Genomic DNA, 14,861 nt, shown 5'->3' on the forward strand with positions numbered 1-14,861 from the left:
ACGACGTTTAGGCGCAAAGACGCTTGCGGCCCTTGGCGCGGCGACGGGCCAGGATCTTGCGGCCGTCGGCGGTCGCCATGCGGGCACGGAAGCCGTGGTCGCGCTTGCGCTTGAGGTTGCTGGGCTGGTAGGTGCGCTTGGTGGCCATGGTCCGGCTCTATTAATACGGCGGAAAAGACCGGAGATCTTAGCGGTCATTCGCGGGGCGGTCAAGTTGGACTGAATGCGGGAACGCAACGGCCGGCGTTCGCGGCGCACGCGGTTATTCACAAGCGGCCCGCGCGCCACGGCCGCCGCACCACCGCGAATCCGGCCCGGAACCTCGCCGGTGCTGGCTCGCGCGGTACGCCGGCCTGTGGACTAGCCTGTGTTCTGGCTTGTGGACAAGTCCTGTTCCGGACCTCGTCGCGGTGATAGTCTGGCCGACCCCCCTGCCCCGTTCGCCGCGAGCCGTACCGCGCGGCCGGCGGCGTTTCGACCGCCGAGCCCCCGGGCCGGCCGCATCGCACAGAAGACCTGCCGACCGATGGAAGCCTGGCCCCGCTGCCTCGAACGACTCGAAGCCGAATACCCGGTCGAGGATGTCCACACCTGGCTCAAGCCGCTGCAAGCGGCGCAGCGCGACGACGTCACGGTGCTGTACGCGCCCAACGCCTTCGTGGTCGAGCACGTGCGCGAGCGGTACCTGGCGCGCATCCGCGAGCTGTTGAACTACTTCGCCGGCAGCGCCGAGGTCAGCCTGGAAATCGGCTCGCTGCCGCGCGTGGCGCCGGTGCGCGAAGCCGAGCCGGTCAGCGCCGGTCGCCCGGCGGTGGCGGCCGCGCCGATCGAACCCTTCCAGGGCAACCTGGACAATCACTACACCTTCGACAACTTCGTCGAAGGCCGCAGCAACCAGCTCGGCCGCGCCGCGGCCTGGCAGGCGGCGCAGAAACCCGGCGAGCGCGCGCACAACCCGCTGCTGCTGTACGGGGGCACCGGCCTGGGCAAGACCCATCTGATGTTCGCCGCCGGCAACGCCATGCGCGAGGCCAATCCGGCCATGCGCGTGATGTATCTGCGTTCGGAGCAGTTCTTCAGCGCGATGATGAAGTCGCTGCAGGACAAGACCATGGATCAGTTCAAGCGCCAGTTCCAGCGCGTGGACGCGTTGCTGATCGACGACATCCAGTTCTTCGCCGGCAAGGACCGCACGCAGGAGGAGTTCTTCCACACCTTCAACGCGCTGTTCGACGGCAAGCAGCAGATCATCCTGACCTGCGACCGTTACCCGCGCGAAGTCGAGGGCCTGGAGCCGCGCCTGAAATCGCGCCTGGCGTGGGGCCTGTCGGTGGCGATCGAGCCGCCGGACTTCGAGACCCGCGCGCAGATCGTGATCTCCAAGGCCAAGGAACGCGGCGCCGCGATTCCCGAGGAAGTGGCGTTCCTGCTGGCCAAGAAGATGCGCAGCAACGTGCGCGACCTGGAAGGCGCGCTCAACACGCTGACCGCGCGCGCCAACTTCACCGGCCGCGCGATCACCGCCGAGTTCGCCCAGGAAACCCTGCGCGACCTGCTGCGCGCGCAGCAGCAGGCGATCGGCATTCCCAACATCCAGAAGACCGTGGCCGATTACTACGGCCTGCAGATGAAGGACCTGCTGTCCAAGCGCCGCACCCGCTCGCTGGCGCGCCCGCGTCAGGTGGCGATGGCGCTGACCAAGGAACTGACCGAGCACAGCCTGCCCGAGATCGGCGACGCCTTCGCCGGTCGCGACCACACCACGGTGCTGCACGCCTGCCGGCAGATCCGCACCCTGATGGAGACCGACGGCAAGCTGCGGGAGGACTGGGACAAGCTGATCCGCAAGCTCAGCGAGTAAGCGCAGGCGACGAACGGCGCCGGTTGCGGGTACTCTTCGAACAAAGCAGTGCACGACACGCGTACAAGCTGTGGATAGATCGGCGCCCTTAGCCGGCCTCGGGTTTTATCCACAGATTGTCCCGGGGCTCAGGGTCCGGTTCTACCGCGGTTTGCATGAACGAAAAATCCAGCAAAAACAAATAGTTAATTGAGTTTTCCCGGGTTTTCGGCGACACCATCACCACCACGCTTTTGATTTATCCATCTCTTTTGTATTGGGCGTTGCCGCCCGAACCGACTAGGGGCTAAGGGGTCCGCATGCGTTTCAGCCTGCAACGAGAAGTGTTTCTCAAGCCGTTGGCGCAAGTCGTCAACGTAGTCGAACGCCGGCAGACCCTGCCGGTCCTGGCCAATCTGCTTGTGCAGGTCAAGGACGGACAGCTGTCGCTGACCGGTACCGACCTGGAAGTCGAGATGGTCTCGCGCATCCTGGTCGACGACGCCAAAGACGGCGAAACCACGATCCCGGCGCGCAAGCTGTTCGAGATCGTTCGCGCGTTGCCCGACGGCAGCAAGGTCACGGTCACGCAGACGGCCGAGAAGATCACCGTGCAGGCCGGGCGTTCGCGCTTCACCCTGGCCAGCCTGCCGGCCAACGACTTCCCGTCGATCGACGAGGTCGAAGCGACCGAGCGCGTGCGCGTGCCGGAAGCGGCCTTGAAGGAACTGATCGAGCGCACCGCGTTCGCGATGGCGCAGCAGGACGTGCGCTATTACCTCAACGGTCTGTTGTTCGACCTGCGCGAAAGCAGCCTGCGCTGCGTGGCCACCGACGGCCACCGCCTGGCGTTGTGCGAAACCGCGTACGAAGGCAGCGGCCAGACCAAGCGCCAGATCATCGTGCCGCGCAAGGGCGTGCAGGAACTGCAGCGCCTGCTGGAAGGCGGCGACCGCGAGATCGAGATCGAGATGGGCCGTGGCCACATCCGGGTCAAGCGCGACGACGTGACCTTTACCAGCAAGCTGATCGACGGCCGTTTCCCGGACTACGAGGCGGTGATTCCGATCGGCGCCGATCGCGAGGTGCGGATCGAGCGCGAAACCCTGCGCGCGGCGCTGCAGCGTGCGGCGATCCTGTCGAACGAGAAGTACCGCGGCGTGCGGATCGAGGTCTCGCCCGGCCAGCTCAAGATCAGCGCGCACAACCCGGAACAGGAAGAAGCGCAGGAAGAAGTGGAAGCCGACACCAAGGTCGACGACCTGGCGGTGGGCTTCAACGTCAACTACCTGCTCGATGCCCTGACCGCCTTGCGCGACGAGCATGTGGTGCTGGCCTTGCGCGACGCCAACTCCTCGGCGCTGGTGCGCGAGGCGGCGAACGAGAAGTGCCGCCATGTGGTGATGCCGCTGCGTCTGTAACGGCAGACCGGTCTGCTGGCCGGTTCCACGTGGAACATGAGGCGCCCGGCATTGCCGGGCGTTTCGTTTATGGGGTCACCTGCTTCTGCCTCGTGCATCCGCTTTGCTCCCTCCTTTGGAAAAGGGTGAAGCCGTGCGTTTACGAACCGCAGGTTTGTGCGCGGGTGAACGACAACAGGTTGTGCCTGTTGGCCGGGAGGGCCGGGGGAGGATTCGCTTTTGCTGCTCGCGTAGCTCAAGCAAGAGGAAATTCCCCTCGATCTCCCTTTTTCAAAGGGAGAGGCTCGCACCGGGGAGCTCCTACCGTTCCTGCCCTCCCCCTCCCCCAAATCCGATCTGCGATCATTCCGCCATGCACGTAACCCGCCTCGAAGCCCGTGGCCTGCGCCGCTTCGCCGACGTCCGGCTGGCGCCCGCGCCTGGGATCAACCTGATCACCGGCGACAACGGCGCCGGCAAGACCAGCCTGCTCGAGGCCCTGCACCTGATGGCGTACGGGCGCAGCTTCCGCGGGCGGGTGCGCGACGGCCTGGTGCGGGCCGGCGATCCGGCGTTGGAAGTGTTCGTCGAATGGCAAGAGAACCTGGGGGCAACGGCGCCTGCCGGGGAGGCGACGGCGGTGCGCCTGCGCAAGGCCGGGCTGCGCCACAGCGGCCAGGACTGGATCGGTCGCCTCGACGGCAGTCCCGTGGGCCAGCTGGGGGAGTTGTGCGCCGCCCTGGCGGTGGTCAGCTTCGAGCCCGGCAGCCACGCCCTGATCACCGGCGGCGCGGAAGCGCGCCGGCGTTACCTCGATTGGGGCCTGTTCCACGTGGAACACGACTTCATCGGCCTGTGGCGGCGCTACACCCGCGCCCTCAAGCAACGTAACGCCCTGCTCAAGGCCCGCGCCCGCGACGGCCAGCTCGACGCCTGGGACCGGGAGCTGGCCGACGCCGGAGAGCCCCTGAGCCGGCGGCGCCAGCATTACCTGGAAGACCTGCAGCCGCGGTTCGCCGCGTTGGCCGCCGACCTGGCGCCGGCGCTGGGCGACACCCGCCTGGACTACCAGCCTGGCTGGCGCCGGGAGGAACTGCCGCTGGCCGATGCCTTGCTGCTGGCGCGGGAACGCGACCAGATCGCCGGCTACACCTCGGTCGGCCCGCATCGGGCCGACTGGCGCATCCATTTCGCCGGAGTCCCGGGCCGTGAGGCGCTGTCGCGCGGACAGGCCAAGCTCACCGCCCTGTCGGCCCTGCTGGCCCAGGCCGAGCACCATGCGCAGGCACGCAAGGAATGGCCGGTGATCGCCCTGGACGATCTGGCCTCGGAACTGGACCGCCAGCACCAGCGGCGGGTGCTGCAACGCCTGGTCGCCTGCGGCGCCCAGGTCTTCATCACCGGCACCGAGGCGCCGCCGGCCCTGGCCGAGCTGGAGGTGGCGACCACGGTGTTCCACGTGGAACACGGAGAGCTGCGCCCGTCCTGATGTTCCACGTGGAACCTTCGCAGACCGGCCTGCCGCACCGGAGGTTCGCCGCGGCGCAGCCCGTCTAGGCCGTCGCCCGGCCCTGTGCCAGCATGGTTCGGCACGGATCGCAGCCGATCCGGCCCCGCTCCAGCAGGAAGCCGCGAGCCCATGACCCACCCGCCATCGCCCAGCACGCCCCCCGCCGACGCGCCCGTCACGCGCGCCTCGGCCGGTTACGTGTGGCGCTACCTGCTGGCGGCCCTGGCTGCGGTCGGTTTGGCCCCGGTTCCGCTGGCGGCGGCGCTGAGCGCACGCAGCTCCAATTTCGAGGGCGCCCGCGGCTATGCCTTCATCGGCTACCTGCCGATCGCCGCGGCCGCGGTCGCCGTGGCCGCCGCCCTGCTCTACCTGTGGGCCCGCTCCGCGCCGTCGCGCCGTCGCCGCGCTCTGCTCGGCCTGGCCGGCTTCGACCTGATCGCCGCCGCCGCCCTGCTCTATCTGCTGGTGGGCGGTTTCTGATGCCCGCCGCCGCTCCCACGCCCCGCCGCTACCTGCCGACCCTGATCGGCCTGACGCTACTCGCAGGAAGCCTATTCGCCATGTCCACCGCTCTCCCCGGCTCCACCGCCGCCCACGCCGCCGAACCCGGCGACGACGGTACCGTCGCCAGCTGGCCGCTGCGCTTCAGCCACCACGATTTCGACGTGGCCTGCTTCGACACCCAGCGCTGCAAGGTGCGCTATCACGGCTTCGAGTTCGGCAACCCGGAACCGACGCCGTCGGCGGCCTCGCTGAGCCCGGAGGCCTACGACGACGCGCTCTCGGCCAGCTACGGCCCGGTGCCGCGCAACACGCCCGCCGCGCAGGTCGACTGGGTCAGCAAGGACGGCAGCGCGCTGCAGGCGCAGGTCGACATCGCCGCGATCTTCCGCGACGGCCTGGTGCGCCACCACGTCGCGCGCGAGGACATCGCCGAGGGCGCCAGCATCGGCGGCACCGCGGTGCTGCTGGAGGTCGACGACCGCAGCATCAACGTCTACACCCGCACCCTGATCCCGCTGAAGGCGCCGCTGGATCCGTCCAATCCCGACAGCGATATCCGCGACGAGCTGATCAAGGTCTACAGCCAGACCTACTGACGCCGGACCTGCGCAGGCCCGACGCACCGCATTCCCGAACCATCGACGCGGCGCCGCCCACCCCGGGCGCACCGACAAGGACACGTCACATGAGCGACGACAAACCGCGCAAGAGCGAAGGCGTCGAGGTCAACGCCGCCAACGCCCACGACTTGAACAGCTACCGCGCCGCCCAGCAGCAGCTCTCGCAGCTGCAGGCGCCGGTGCTGGTGCACGCCAACAATCCGCACGAGCGCCTGTACGTGGCCGTGCACGACGGCACCGGCAACAACATGTTCAAGGACAGCGATGCCCACGAGACCGGCATCGTGCGCGTGTTCAAGCAGATCCAGCAGCAAAAACGCGCCGGCCAGCTGCCCCACATCGGCGCCGGCTACGTCGCCGGCATCGGCACCCAGGGCGACGGCTCGACCTGGGACGGCATCCGCGGCCACACGTTCGAAGAACGCGCCGAGACCATGTACAAGCAGTTCATCGAGCAGGCCAAGAAATGGAAGGCCGCCGACCCGGACGTGCAGATCCGCGTGGCCTCGATCGGTTTCAGCCGCGGCGCCGAAGAGGCCGCCTACTTCACCCGCCTGGTCGACGAACGCGGCATCCAGGACCCGGCCGGCGCCAAGTACACCTACGACGACAACGGCCTGGTCGAGAGCGTCAAATACAGCAAGCCGCCGCTGGTCGCGCCGGGCAAGGTCGCCCAGGCCGCGCTGCTGCAGGACCCGGTCGCCACCGGCGATCCGATGAACTACGACCGCCGTCTGCCGCCGTCGGTGATCTCCGCCGTGCAGATCACCGCCGAGGACGAGCGCCGCGACCAGTTCAAGGTCAGCCGCCACCTCGATGCCGGCCTGACCGAGAACAAGCGCTTCCTCAACGTCACCGTCGGCGGCGCCCACAGCAACATCGGCGACAGCTACGAACTCAACGGCCTGGGCATCCGCAGCACCAACCTGTCGGTGGACTACCTCAATTCGCTCAGCGACACGCCGTTCCTGAAAAAGCGCGCCGAGCCGCTGGGCCCCGACCGCAACGTGGTGCACCGCTCCGACCAGGGCGAATGGGTCTACACCACCAAGGGCTACGACAAGGACGGCAAGCGCGACGCGGTCGAACGCCTGGCGCCGGAAGGCCTGCGCGAAAACGGCCGCGCCGTGGACACGCTCAACAAGGAGCCCAGCAACCGCACCCTGGACGCCCAGTTCGAACACCGCGGGGTGCCGATCGCGCCGGCGCCCGCCCTGCCCAAGCCGGCTGGGCCCAAACTCAGCGATGCAGGGCATCCGGGCCACGAGCTCTACCAACAGGCCCTGGCCGGGCTGCAGAACTCGCCCAACATCCCGCGCGGCACCTTCAGCGACGCCCAGCTGGTGCAGGCCGCGGCCAGCGTGGCCTCGGCCAGCCAGACCGCGCCCGGCGGGCCGCTGGCGCGCATCGATTCGGTGGTCTTCAGCCGCGACCAGGGCAGCCTGATCGCGGTCCAGGGCCGGCTGGAGGACAGCGGCAACCGCAGCCTGGCCGCGGTGCCCACCGCCCAGGCCCTGGCGACCCCGCTGGAAGCCTCCTCGCAGTCGCTGCAGGCGCATCGCCCGGCCGAGCCGGCCCTCGCCCAGCACAACGCCCAGGAAACGCAGCGCAGCGCGTCTCCGGCGCGGGTCTGAGCCCCAGCCAACGGCGCCCGGGCGGGGGGCGCCCGGGCGAGGTATAATCGGCCTCAGTCCCTAACAGCTAATGTGTCGCGTCCACCGGCCCCCGCGGCCGGCCCGCGGCGGCCTACAGCGCATGTCCGAAAACAACGACTCGTCCCCCGGCCAGACCCCCGCTCAGAACTACGATGCCAACAGCATCACCGCGCTGGAGGGCCTGGAAGCCGTCCGCAAGCGCCCGGGCATGTACATCGGCAACGTCAACGACGGTTCCGGTCTGCACCACATGGTGTTCGAGGTGGTCGACAACGGCGTCGACGAGGCGCTGGCCGGCCATGCCGATGCGGTTCGGGTGATCATCCACGACGACGGCTCGGTGTCGGTGTGGGACAACGGCCGCGGCATTCCGGTCGGCCGCCACTCCAAGGAAAGCGAAAAGCAGGGCCGCGACGTCTCCGCCGCCGAGGTGGTGATGACGGTGCTCCACGCCGGCGGCAAGTTCGACGACAACAGCTACAAGGTCTCCGGCGGTCTGCACGGCGTCGGCGTGAGCGTGGTCAACGCGCTGTCGGAAAAACTCCTGCTCGACATCTGGCGCGACGGCTACCACTTCCAGCAGGAATACCGTCACGGCGAGCCGGTCTATCCGCTCAAGCAACTCGATGCCTCCGACAAGCGCGGCACCGAGGTGCGCTTCTGGCCCTCGTCGGTGGCGTTCAACGACAACGTCGAATTCCACTACGACATCCTGGCGCGACGCCTGCGCGAACTGAGCTTCCTCAACTCCGGCGTCAGGATCGAACTGATCGACGAGCGTCCGGACGGCAAGCGCGACATCTTCGAATACGAAGGCGGCATTCGCAGCTTCGTCGAGCACCTGGCCCAGCTGAAGACCCCGCTGCACCCCAACGTGATCTCGATTTCCGGCGAGCAGGACGACATCGTGGTCGACTGCGCGGTGCAGTGGACCGATTCCTACCAGGAAACGATGTTCTGCTTCACCAACAACATCCCGCAGAAGGACGGCGGCACCCACCTCACCGGTTTCCGCGCCGCGCTGACCCGCACGCTCACGCGCTACATCGAGCAGAGCGGCATCGCCAAGCAGGCCAAGGTCGCGCTGTCCGGCGACGACATGCGCGAAGGCATGATCGCGGTGTTGTCGGTCAAGGTGCCGGATCCGGGCTTCTCCTCGCAGACCAAGGAAAAGCTGGTCACCGAGCCGGTGCGTGCGGTGGTGGATGCGGTGTTCGCCGCCAAGCTCGAGGAATTCCTGCAGGAAAACCCGAACGAGGCCCGCGCGATCGCGAGCAAGATCGTCGACGCCGCCCGCGCGCGCGAAGCCGCGCGCAAGGCGCGCGACCTGACCCGCCGCAAGGGCGCGCTCGACATCGCCGGCCTGCCCGGCAAGCTCGCCGACTGCCAGGAGAAGGACCCCGCGCTGAGCGAACTGTTCATCGTCGAGGGCGACTCCGCAGGCGGCTCGGCCAAGCAGGGCCGCAACCGCAAGACCCAGGCGATCCTGCCGCTCAAGGGCAAGATCCTCAACGTCGAGCGCGCGCGCTTCGACCGCATGCTCGGCAGCGCCGAGGTCGGCACGCTGATCACCGCGCTGGGCACCGGCATCGGCAAGGACGAGTACAACCCGGACAAGCTGCGCTACCACCGCATCATCCTGATGACCGACGCCGACGTCGACGGCTCGCACATCCGCACCCTGCTGCTGACCTTCTTCTACCGGCAGATGCCGGAGCTGATCGAGCGCGGCCACATCTACATCGGCCTGCCGCCGCTGTACAAGATCAAGCAGGGCAAGAACGAGATCTACCTCAAGGACGACGCGGCGCTGGACGCGTACCTGGCCAACAATGCGGTCGAAGGCGCGGGCCTGATTCCGGCCACCGGCGAACGTCCGATCGAAGGCATGGCGCTGGAGCAGCTGCTGCTGGCCTATGCCGGCGCGCGCGAAGCGATCGCGCGCAACGCGCACCGCTACGATCCCAACGTGCTCGAGGCGCTGATCGACTTCACCCCGCTCGACAGCGACCACCTGCTGGCCAACGTCGACGAGCAGCACGAACTCGAAGCGCTGGAAAAGCGCCTCAACCGCACCGGCCTGGGTCAGCCGCGCTACCGCCTGCGCCTGCACCCGGCTAACGAGTCGCGCCAGGCCGCGCTGCTGGTCACGCGCAGCCACATGGGCCAGGAACTGACCCAGGTGCTGCCGCTGTCGGCATTCGAGGGCGGCGAGCTGCGCGCCCTGCGCGAGGCCGCCTCGCTGCTGCACGGCCTGGTCCGCGAAGGCGCGCAGATCGTGCGCGGCAACCGCGCCCAGCCGGTCGACAGCTTCGCCCAGGCGCAGGCCTGGCTGCTCGAGGAAGCCAAGAAGGGCCGCCAGATCCAACGCTTCAAGGGCCTGGGCGAAATGAACCCCGAGCAGCTGTGGGACACCACGGTCAATCCGGAGACGCGCCGCCTGCTGCAGGTGCGCATCGAGGACGCGGTGGCCGCCGATCAGATTTTCAGCACCCTGATGGGCGACATCGTCGAGCCGCGCCGCGCCTTCATCGAAGACAACGCGCTCAAGGTCGCCAATCTCGACGTCTGAGCCGCCGGCGATGACGCCCGGCACGTCCTCCGCGGCCGCCACCACGGCCGCGCCGCCGCCGCTGCCGCCTGTGGCGGCGCCGGCACGGCCGCGCACGCGCGCGGTGATCGGCCACGCCGCGCTGGATTTCCTCATCGCCGTCGCGATCACCATCGCGCTGAGCTTCGCCGCGATGATGGCCTGGGCCGTCGTGCGCGGCATCCAGATCGGCATGCAGGGCGGCGCGCGCGGCCCCGACGCGTTCCAGCACCTGGGCCAGCCCGGCGGCCTCGCCCAGCTCGGCATGGCCCTATTCTCCATGGGCATCGCCGCGCTCGCGGTGTACTGGCTGCGCCGCCGCGCCAGCCCCGAGGAACGCGCCGCCTCGTGGCGCGCCGCGCGGCGCCCGTCCACCTGGGCCTGGAGCCTGGGCATCGGCCTGGGCGCGTTCGCCCTCAGCAGCGCCCTGGACTGGATCGGCCGGGTGCTGGGCATCGAGCCGCTGCCCAGCAACGTCGAGATGATCCAGGACGCCATGCGCAGCCAGTTCGCGCTGGCGCTGCTGTTCGCAGTGGTGCTGGCGCCGGCCTACGAGGAGCTGCTGTTCCGGCGCGTGCTGTTCGGCCGCTTCTGGGCCGCCGGCCTGCCCGGCCTGGGCATCGTCCTGAGCAGCCTGGCCTTCGCCCTGATGCACGAATTACCGGGCCTGAGCGGCAACGGCCCCGGCGCGATCGGCCTGCTGTGGCTCACCTATGCCTGCATGGGCGCGGCCATGGCCTGGGTCTACCGCCGCACCGGCACCCTGTGGGCGGCCATCGCCGCGCACGGCGTCAACAATCTATTGGCCTGCCTGCTGCTCGTCCTGGCGCCTTGATGTCCCGATCCGGGCGCGTTTGACGAAAAGTTAATCCCGAACCGTCTACAAACGCGGTCATAACCAGGGGAATCCGCCAACCCGTGAAAGCCTTGCTGCTCGGTGTCTCGATCGCGCTGGTCGCCACCGCCTGCGCCACCACCACCTCGCCCACCGGGCGGCGGCAGAGCGTGGGCGCGGTGTCGCAGGAACAGCTCAACCAGATGGGCGCCCAGGCCTTCGTCGACGCCAAGTCCAAGGGCAAGCTCAGCACCGACGCGCGCCAGACCGCCTACGTGCGCTGCGTGGTCGACGCGGTCACCCGCCAGCTGCCGCAAGGCTGGCAGGCGCAGTGGGAAGTCGCGGTGTTCGTCGACAGCTCGCCCAACGCCTTCGCCCTGCCCGGCGGCAAGGTCGGGGTCAACACCGGCATCTTCAGCGTGGCCAAGAACCAGGACCAGCTGGCGGCGGTGATCGCCCACGAGGTCGGCCATGTGGTCTCGCGCCACCACGACGAGCGCATCACCCGCCAGATGACCGCGCAGACCGGCCTGAGCATCGCCGGCGCCCTGCTCGGCTCGCGCTACGGCGAGGGCGCGGCCAACGCCACCAACCAGCTCGGCGGCGCCGCGGTGCAGGGCCTGTTCCTGCTGCCCGGCTCGCGCACCCAGGAAAGCGAGGCCGACGTGGTCGGCCAGCAGCTGATGGCGCAGGCCGGCTTCGACCCGCAGCAGGCCGTGAACCTGTGGCAGAACATGATCGCCGCCAGTTCCAGCCGTCCGCCACAGTGGCTGTCCACCCATCCGGACCCGCAATCGCGCATCCAGGAACTGCGCGCGCGGGCCGGCGGGCTCGCGCCGGTCTACCAGCAGGCGCGCTCGGCCGGCCGTACGCCCAAGTGTGGATGAACGATAAGCATTAACAGCTGCAAAACCCCGTATCGCCCCGCCCCGCGTTTCTGTTAGCGTGACGGCCCCCCGGCCTTGACGGCCATCGACCCCGCTTTCCAGCACAGTTGATTGAGGTGACCATGAACAAGCTCTCCACCCGCCACCGCACTGTGCTGACGGCCGCCATCGGCGCCGTGCTCGCGCTGGGCTCGATCGCCCAGGTTCACGCGCAGTCGGCGATGGAACGGGCGGAAGAGCGCCGTCAGCGTCACGCCGACAAGAAGGAAGACAAGAAGTCCTCCTCGTCCTCGGCGTCCAAGGTCGACTACCCCAACGCCACCCGTCAGCAGCCCGACGCCAAGGCCTCGGCCAAGGTCACCCCGAAGCTGAAGAAGATGATGGACTTCTACGACGACGATAAGGCCGTCGAGGGTCGCGCCATCGCCGACGAGATCATCGCCAACTCGGCCGCCAACGCCTACGACCACGCCTTCGCCGCGCAGATCGCCGCGCAGCTGGCCTACGGCGCCGACGACACGCCCGCCGCCATCGGTTACTTGAACAAGGCCATCGAGTTCAACGGCCTGGACAACAACGGCCACTACGGCGCGATGTACATGCTCGCGCAGCTGCAGCTGCAGGAAGACAAGTACGCCGAGTCGCTGGCCACCATGGACCGCTTCCTCAGCGAGACCAAGAGCACCAAGCCCGAGCACCTGATCGTCAAGGGCAACGCTCTGTACCGCCTGGAGCGTTACAAGGAAGCCGCGCCGATCATCAAGCAGGCCATCGACGCCTCGCCCGAGCCCAAGTCCGATTGGCAGCAGCTGCTGATGGCCGCCTATGCCGAATCCGGCCAGACCGGCGAAGCGACCAAGATGGCCGAGGCCGTCGCCAGCAAGAACCCCAACGACAAGCGCGCCCAGCTCAACCTGGTCGCCACCTACCTGCAGGCCGATCAGTTCGACAAGGCCGCCGGCGTGCTGGAGAAGCTGCGCGCAGCCGGCCAGCTCAACGAAGACAAGGACTATCGCCAGCTCTACTCGACCTACCTGCAGATCGACGGTAACGAGAAGAAGGCGGCCGATGTCATCAACGAAGGCCTGAGCAAGGGCGTGCTGAAGCCCGACTTCCAGGCCTACCTGGCGTTGGCGCAGTCGTACTACTTCTCCGACCAGGTGAACCCGTCGATCGACGCGTACAAGAAAGCCGCGCCGCTCGCACCCGATGGCGAGACCTACCTCAATCTCGCCCGTGTCTTGTGGCAGGAAGACCGCATTCCAGAGGCCAAGGAAGCCGCCAAGCAGGCGATCGCCAAGGGCGTTAAGAAGCCCGACGACGCCAAGAAGATCATCGCGCTGCCAGGTAAATAATAGGCGCACGATATGCAAATCCGCCCTTGGAACCTGGGGCGCGGTTTGGTATATGCTAGGAGGTTCACGCGACTGGAAACGGTTGCAGGAACCGAACGACGGCCCGCGGCGCCTTTGCGTCCGGAAACACTTCCCGAGCTGACGGCATGACGCAAGACCTCGAAATCCACGCTAAGAAAGATGACGACCGCGAAGGGCTGAACTGGGCACGTATCGCCGGTATCACCTCCGCGATCGCCGTGCATGTCGCGGCGCTGCTCTTGCTGCTCGCACCGATGGCGCCGCCGGCGACCGAAAAGGCGGAAGAGCAAGTGACCGTCGTTAACCTCATCAAGCCGCCGGAGCCGCCGCCGCCGCCCCCGCCGCCGCCGCCGGAACCGCCGCCGCCGCAGCAGATCAAGCAGCTGGCCGCGCCGCAGCCGACGCCGCTGCCGCCGCCGCCGGAAGATCCGCCGATCGTCGTCGACGAGCCGAGCCCGGTGGACATCCAGCAGGAGCCGCCGACCCCGCCGTCGACGCCCGCTCCGGCGACCACCATCAGCTCCGGCGTCGATCCGTCGTCGAAGCGACTCAATCCTCCTAAGTACCCGCCGACCGAAGCGCGTCAGGGCGTGGGCGGCACCGTGGTCCTGGTCATCAGCATCGATGCCTCGGGCAACGTGCTCGACGTCTCCGTCGAGAAGTCCAGCCGTAACCGCAACCTCGACCGCGCCGCCATGGATGCCGCACGGAAGTGGAAGTTCAACCCCGAGATGCGCAACGGCACGGGCGTGCCCAGCAAGGTTCGCGTCCCGGTAGATTTCGTCCCACCGAACTGATCGGGTTCGCGGGACGGTTGTAACGCACCACGTACCACCTCTTTCCTTATCCACGACATTCAAAGGTAAGCGTCATGCTGCAGGAAACCACCACCGCTGCTACTGCCGGGGGCTCCAACGCCGAAGCCCTCCAGCAGATGAGCTTTGCCCATCTGCTGCAAAACTTCGACATCGTCGGCTGGGTCGTGTTCCTCACGCTCGCGATCATGTCGGTCCTGTCGGTCTACTGGATCGTCGTGAACTTCGTGAAGAATCTGCGTCTTCGCGGCAGTTCCGATCGCGTCGTCAGCACGTTCTGGGAAACCCCGAACGCGCAGGACGCCATCCGCTTCATGGAAGAGCAGTCGCGTAGCGAGCCGTTCTCCAAGATCGCGCTCGATGCCGCCCAGGCTGCCGCTCACCACCAGCGCCACGAAGGTTCGCGTCTGGTCGAGTCGCTGAACCGTTCCGAGTTCGTCGATCGTGCCCTGCGTCAGGGCGTGACCCGCGAGAGCTCGCGTCTGGAAAGCGGCCTGACCGTGCTCGCCACCGTCGGTTCGACCGCTCCGTTCGTCGGTCTGCTCGGCACCGTGTGGGGCATCTACCACGCGCTGATCAAGATCGGTGCGACCGGTCAGGCCTCCATCGACGCCGTCGCCGGCCCGGTGGGCGAGGCGCTGATCATGACCGCCATCGGTCTGTTCGTCGCGATCCCGGCCGTGCTTGCTTACAACTTCTTCGTGCGCCTGAACCGCGTGACGAACAGCAAGTTCGACACCTTCGCGCACGACCTGCACGACTTCTTCGCTACCGGTTCGCGCGTCGGCGAACTGTCCGCGAAGCGCTAAGTCGCCTCACCGCGACGTCT

The 14,861-nt window shown here is 68.0% G+C and carries 13 protein-coding genes; 12 read left to right on the forward strand and 1 reads right to left on the reverse strand.

Translation table 11 applies throughout. The annotated features are described in order from the left end of the window. Positions 1 to 7: 7 nt before the first annotated feature. Entirely contained in the window at positions 8 to 148 is a 141-nt protein-coding gene (rpmH, locus tag LVB77_RS01425) for a 50S ribosomal protein L34 (RefSeq protein WP_031374044.1), read from the reverse strand. Positions 149 to 526: 378 nt separating this feature from the next. On the opposite strand from rpmH, the gene dnaA reads away from it, so the two are divergent. The 12 genes from dnaA (at position 527) to LVB77_RS01485 (ending at position 14,841) form a co-directional block, all read left to right on the forward strand. After that, positions 527 to 1,861 carry a chromosomal replication initiator protein DnaA gene (gene dnaA, locus LVB77_RS01430; RefSeq protein ID WP_232908448.1) on the forward strand — a complete coding sequence of 445 codons (1,335 nt, stop codon included), beginning with the start codon at positions 527 to 529 and terminating at the stop codon, positions 1,859 to 1,861. A 299-nt stretch (positions 1,862 to 2,160) separates the two neighbouring features. Further along, positions 2,161 to 3,261 carry a DNA polymerase III subunit beta gene (gene dnaN, locus LVB77_RS01435; RefSeq protein WP_232908449.1) on the forward strand — a complete coding sequence of 367 codons (1,101 nt, stop codon included), beginning with the start codon at positions 2,161 to 2,163 and terminating at the stop codon, positions 3,259 to 3,261. Positions 3,262 to 3,613: 352 nt separating this feature from the next. Then, entirely contained in the window at positions 3,614 to 4,729 is a 1,116-nt protein-coding gene (gene recF / locus LVB77_RS01440; protein WP_232908450.1) for a DNA replication/repair protein RecF, read from the forward strand. A gap of 150 nt (positions 4,730 to 4,879) precedes the next feature. After that, positions 4,880 to 5,230, forward strand: coding sequence for a hypothetical protein (locus LVB77_RS01445; protein WP_232908451.1), 351 nt, complete (start codon positions 4,880 to 4,882; stop codon positions 5,228 to 5,230). An 80-nt stretch (positions 5,231 to 5,310) separates the two neighbouring features. Further along, complete coding sequence (locus LVB77_RS01450) at positions 5,311 to 5,850, forward strand: hypothetical protein (protein WP_232908452.1); 540 nt, start codon at positions 5,311 to 5,313, stop codon at positions 5,848 to 5,850. 89 nt (positions 5,851 to 5,939) lie between these two features. Further along, a complete protein-coding gene (locus tag LVB77_RS01455; protein WP_232908453.1) occupies positions 5,940 to 7,508 on the forward strand; it encodes an XVIPCD domain-containing protein in 1,569 nt (522 codons plus the stop codon). Between the two features lie 121 nt (positions 7,509 to 7,629). Beyond that, entirely contained in the window at positions 7,630 to 10,101 is a 2,472-nt protein-coding gene (gene gyrB / locus LVB77_RS01460) for a DNA topoisomerase (ATP-hydrolyzing) subunit B (RefSeq protein WP_232908454.1), read from the forward strand. Between the two features lie 10 nt (positions 10,102 to 10,111). Continuing rightward, on the forward strand, positions 10,112 to 10,954 hold the full coding sequence (locus tag LVB77_RS01465) for a type II CAAX endopeptidase family protein (RefSeq protein WP_232908455.1): 843 nt from the start codon (positions 10,112 to 10,114) through the stop codon (positions 10,952 to 10,954). Positions 10,955 to 11,037: 83 nt separating this feature from the next. Next, positions 11,038 to 11,841: a M48 family metallopeptidase gene (locus tag LVB77_RS01470; protein ID WP_232908456.1), complete on the forward strand. Its 804-nt coding sequence runs from the start codon at positions 11,038 to 11,040 to the stop codon at positions 11,839 to 11,841. A gap of 221 nt (positions 11,842 to 12,062) precedes the next feature. After that, positions 12,063 to 13,196, forward strand: coding sequence for a tetratricopeptide repeat protein (locus tag LVB77_RS01475; protein WP_232910418.1), 1,134 nt, complete (start codon positions 12,063 to 12,065; stop codon positions 13,194 to 13,196). Between the two features lie 146 nt (positions 13,197 to 13,342). Further along, positions 13,343 to 14,014 (forward strand): energy transducer TonB, encoded by a 672-nt coding sequence (locus tag LVB77_RS01480; RefSeq protein ID WP_232908457.1) that lies wholly within the window; start codon positions 13,343 to 13,345, stop codon positions 14,012 to 14,014. 74 nt (positions 14,015 to 14,088) lie between these two features. Continuing rightward, positions 14,089 to 14,841, forward strand: coding sequence for a MotA/TolQ/ExbB proton channel family protein (locus LVB77_RS01485; protein WP_232908458.1), 753 nt, complete (start codon positions 14,089 to 14,091; stop codon positions 14,839 to 14,841). Positions 14,842 to 14,861 lie beyond the last annotated feature (20 nt).

It is taken from the genome of Lysobacter sp. 5GHs7-4, assembly GCF_021284765.1.
Taxonomy (GTDB): domain Bacteria; phylum Pseudomonadota; class Gammaproteobacteria; order Xanthomonadales; family Xanthomonadaceae; genus Lysobacter.

What these genes read in the sequence shown, in the direction of transcription:
- LVB77_RS01485 (WP_232908458.1), top strand. Translation starts at nt 14,089, where the DNA reads ATGCTGCAGGAAACCACCACCGCTGCTACTGCCGGGGGCTCCAACGCC.
- LVB77_RS01465 (WP_232908455.1), top strand. Translation starts at nt 10,112, where the DNA reads ATGACGCCCGGCACGTCCTCCGCGGCCGCCACCACGGCCGCGCCGCCG.
- LVB77_RS01445 (WP_232908451.1), top strand. Translation starts at nt 4,880, where the DNA reads ATGACCCACCCGCCATCGCCCAGCACGCCCCCCGCCGACGCGCCCGTC.
- gyrB (WP_232908454.1), top strand. Translation starts at nt 7,630, where the DNA reads ATGTCCGAAAACAACGACTCGTCCCCCGGCCAGACCCCCGCTCAGAAC.
- rpmH (WP_031374044.1), bottom strand. Translation starts at nt 148, where the DNA reads ATGGCCACCAAGCGCACCTACCAGCCCAGCAACCTCAAGCGCAAGCGC.
- LVB77_RS01475 (WP_232910418.1), top strand. Translation starts at nt 12,063, where the DNA reads ATGGAACGGGCGGAAGAGCGCCGTCAGCGTCACGCCGACAAGAAGGAA.
- LVB77_RS01455 (WP_232908453.1), top strand. Translation starts at nt 5,940, where the DNA reads ATGAGCGACGACAAACCGCGCAAGAGCGAAGGCGTCGAGGTCAACGCC.
- recF (WP_232908450.1), top strand. Translation starts at nt 3,614, where the DNA reads ATGCACGTAACCCGCCTCGAAGCCCGTGGCCTGCGCCGCTTCGCCGAC.
- dnaN (WP_232908449.1), top strand. Translation starts at nt 2,161, where the DNA reads ATGCGTTTCAGCCTGCAACGAGAAGTGTTTCTCAAGCCGTTGGCGCAA.
- LVB77_RS01450 (WP_232908452.1), top strand. Translation starts at nt 5,311, where the DNA reads ATGTCCACCGCTCTCCCCGGCTCCACCGCCGCCCACGCCGCCGAACCC.
- dnaA (WP_232908448.1), top strand. Translation starts at nt 527, where the DNA reads ATGGAAGCCTGGCCCCGCTGCCTCGAACGACTCGAAGCCGAATACCCG.
- LVB77_RS01480 (WP_232908457.1), top strand. Translation starts at nt 13,343, where the DNA reads ATGACGCAAGACCTCGAAATCCACGCTAAGAAAGATGACGACCGCGAA.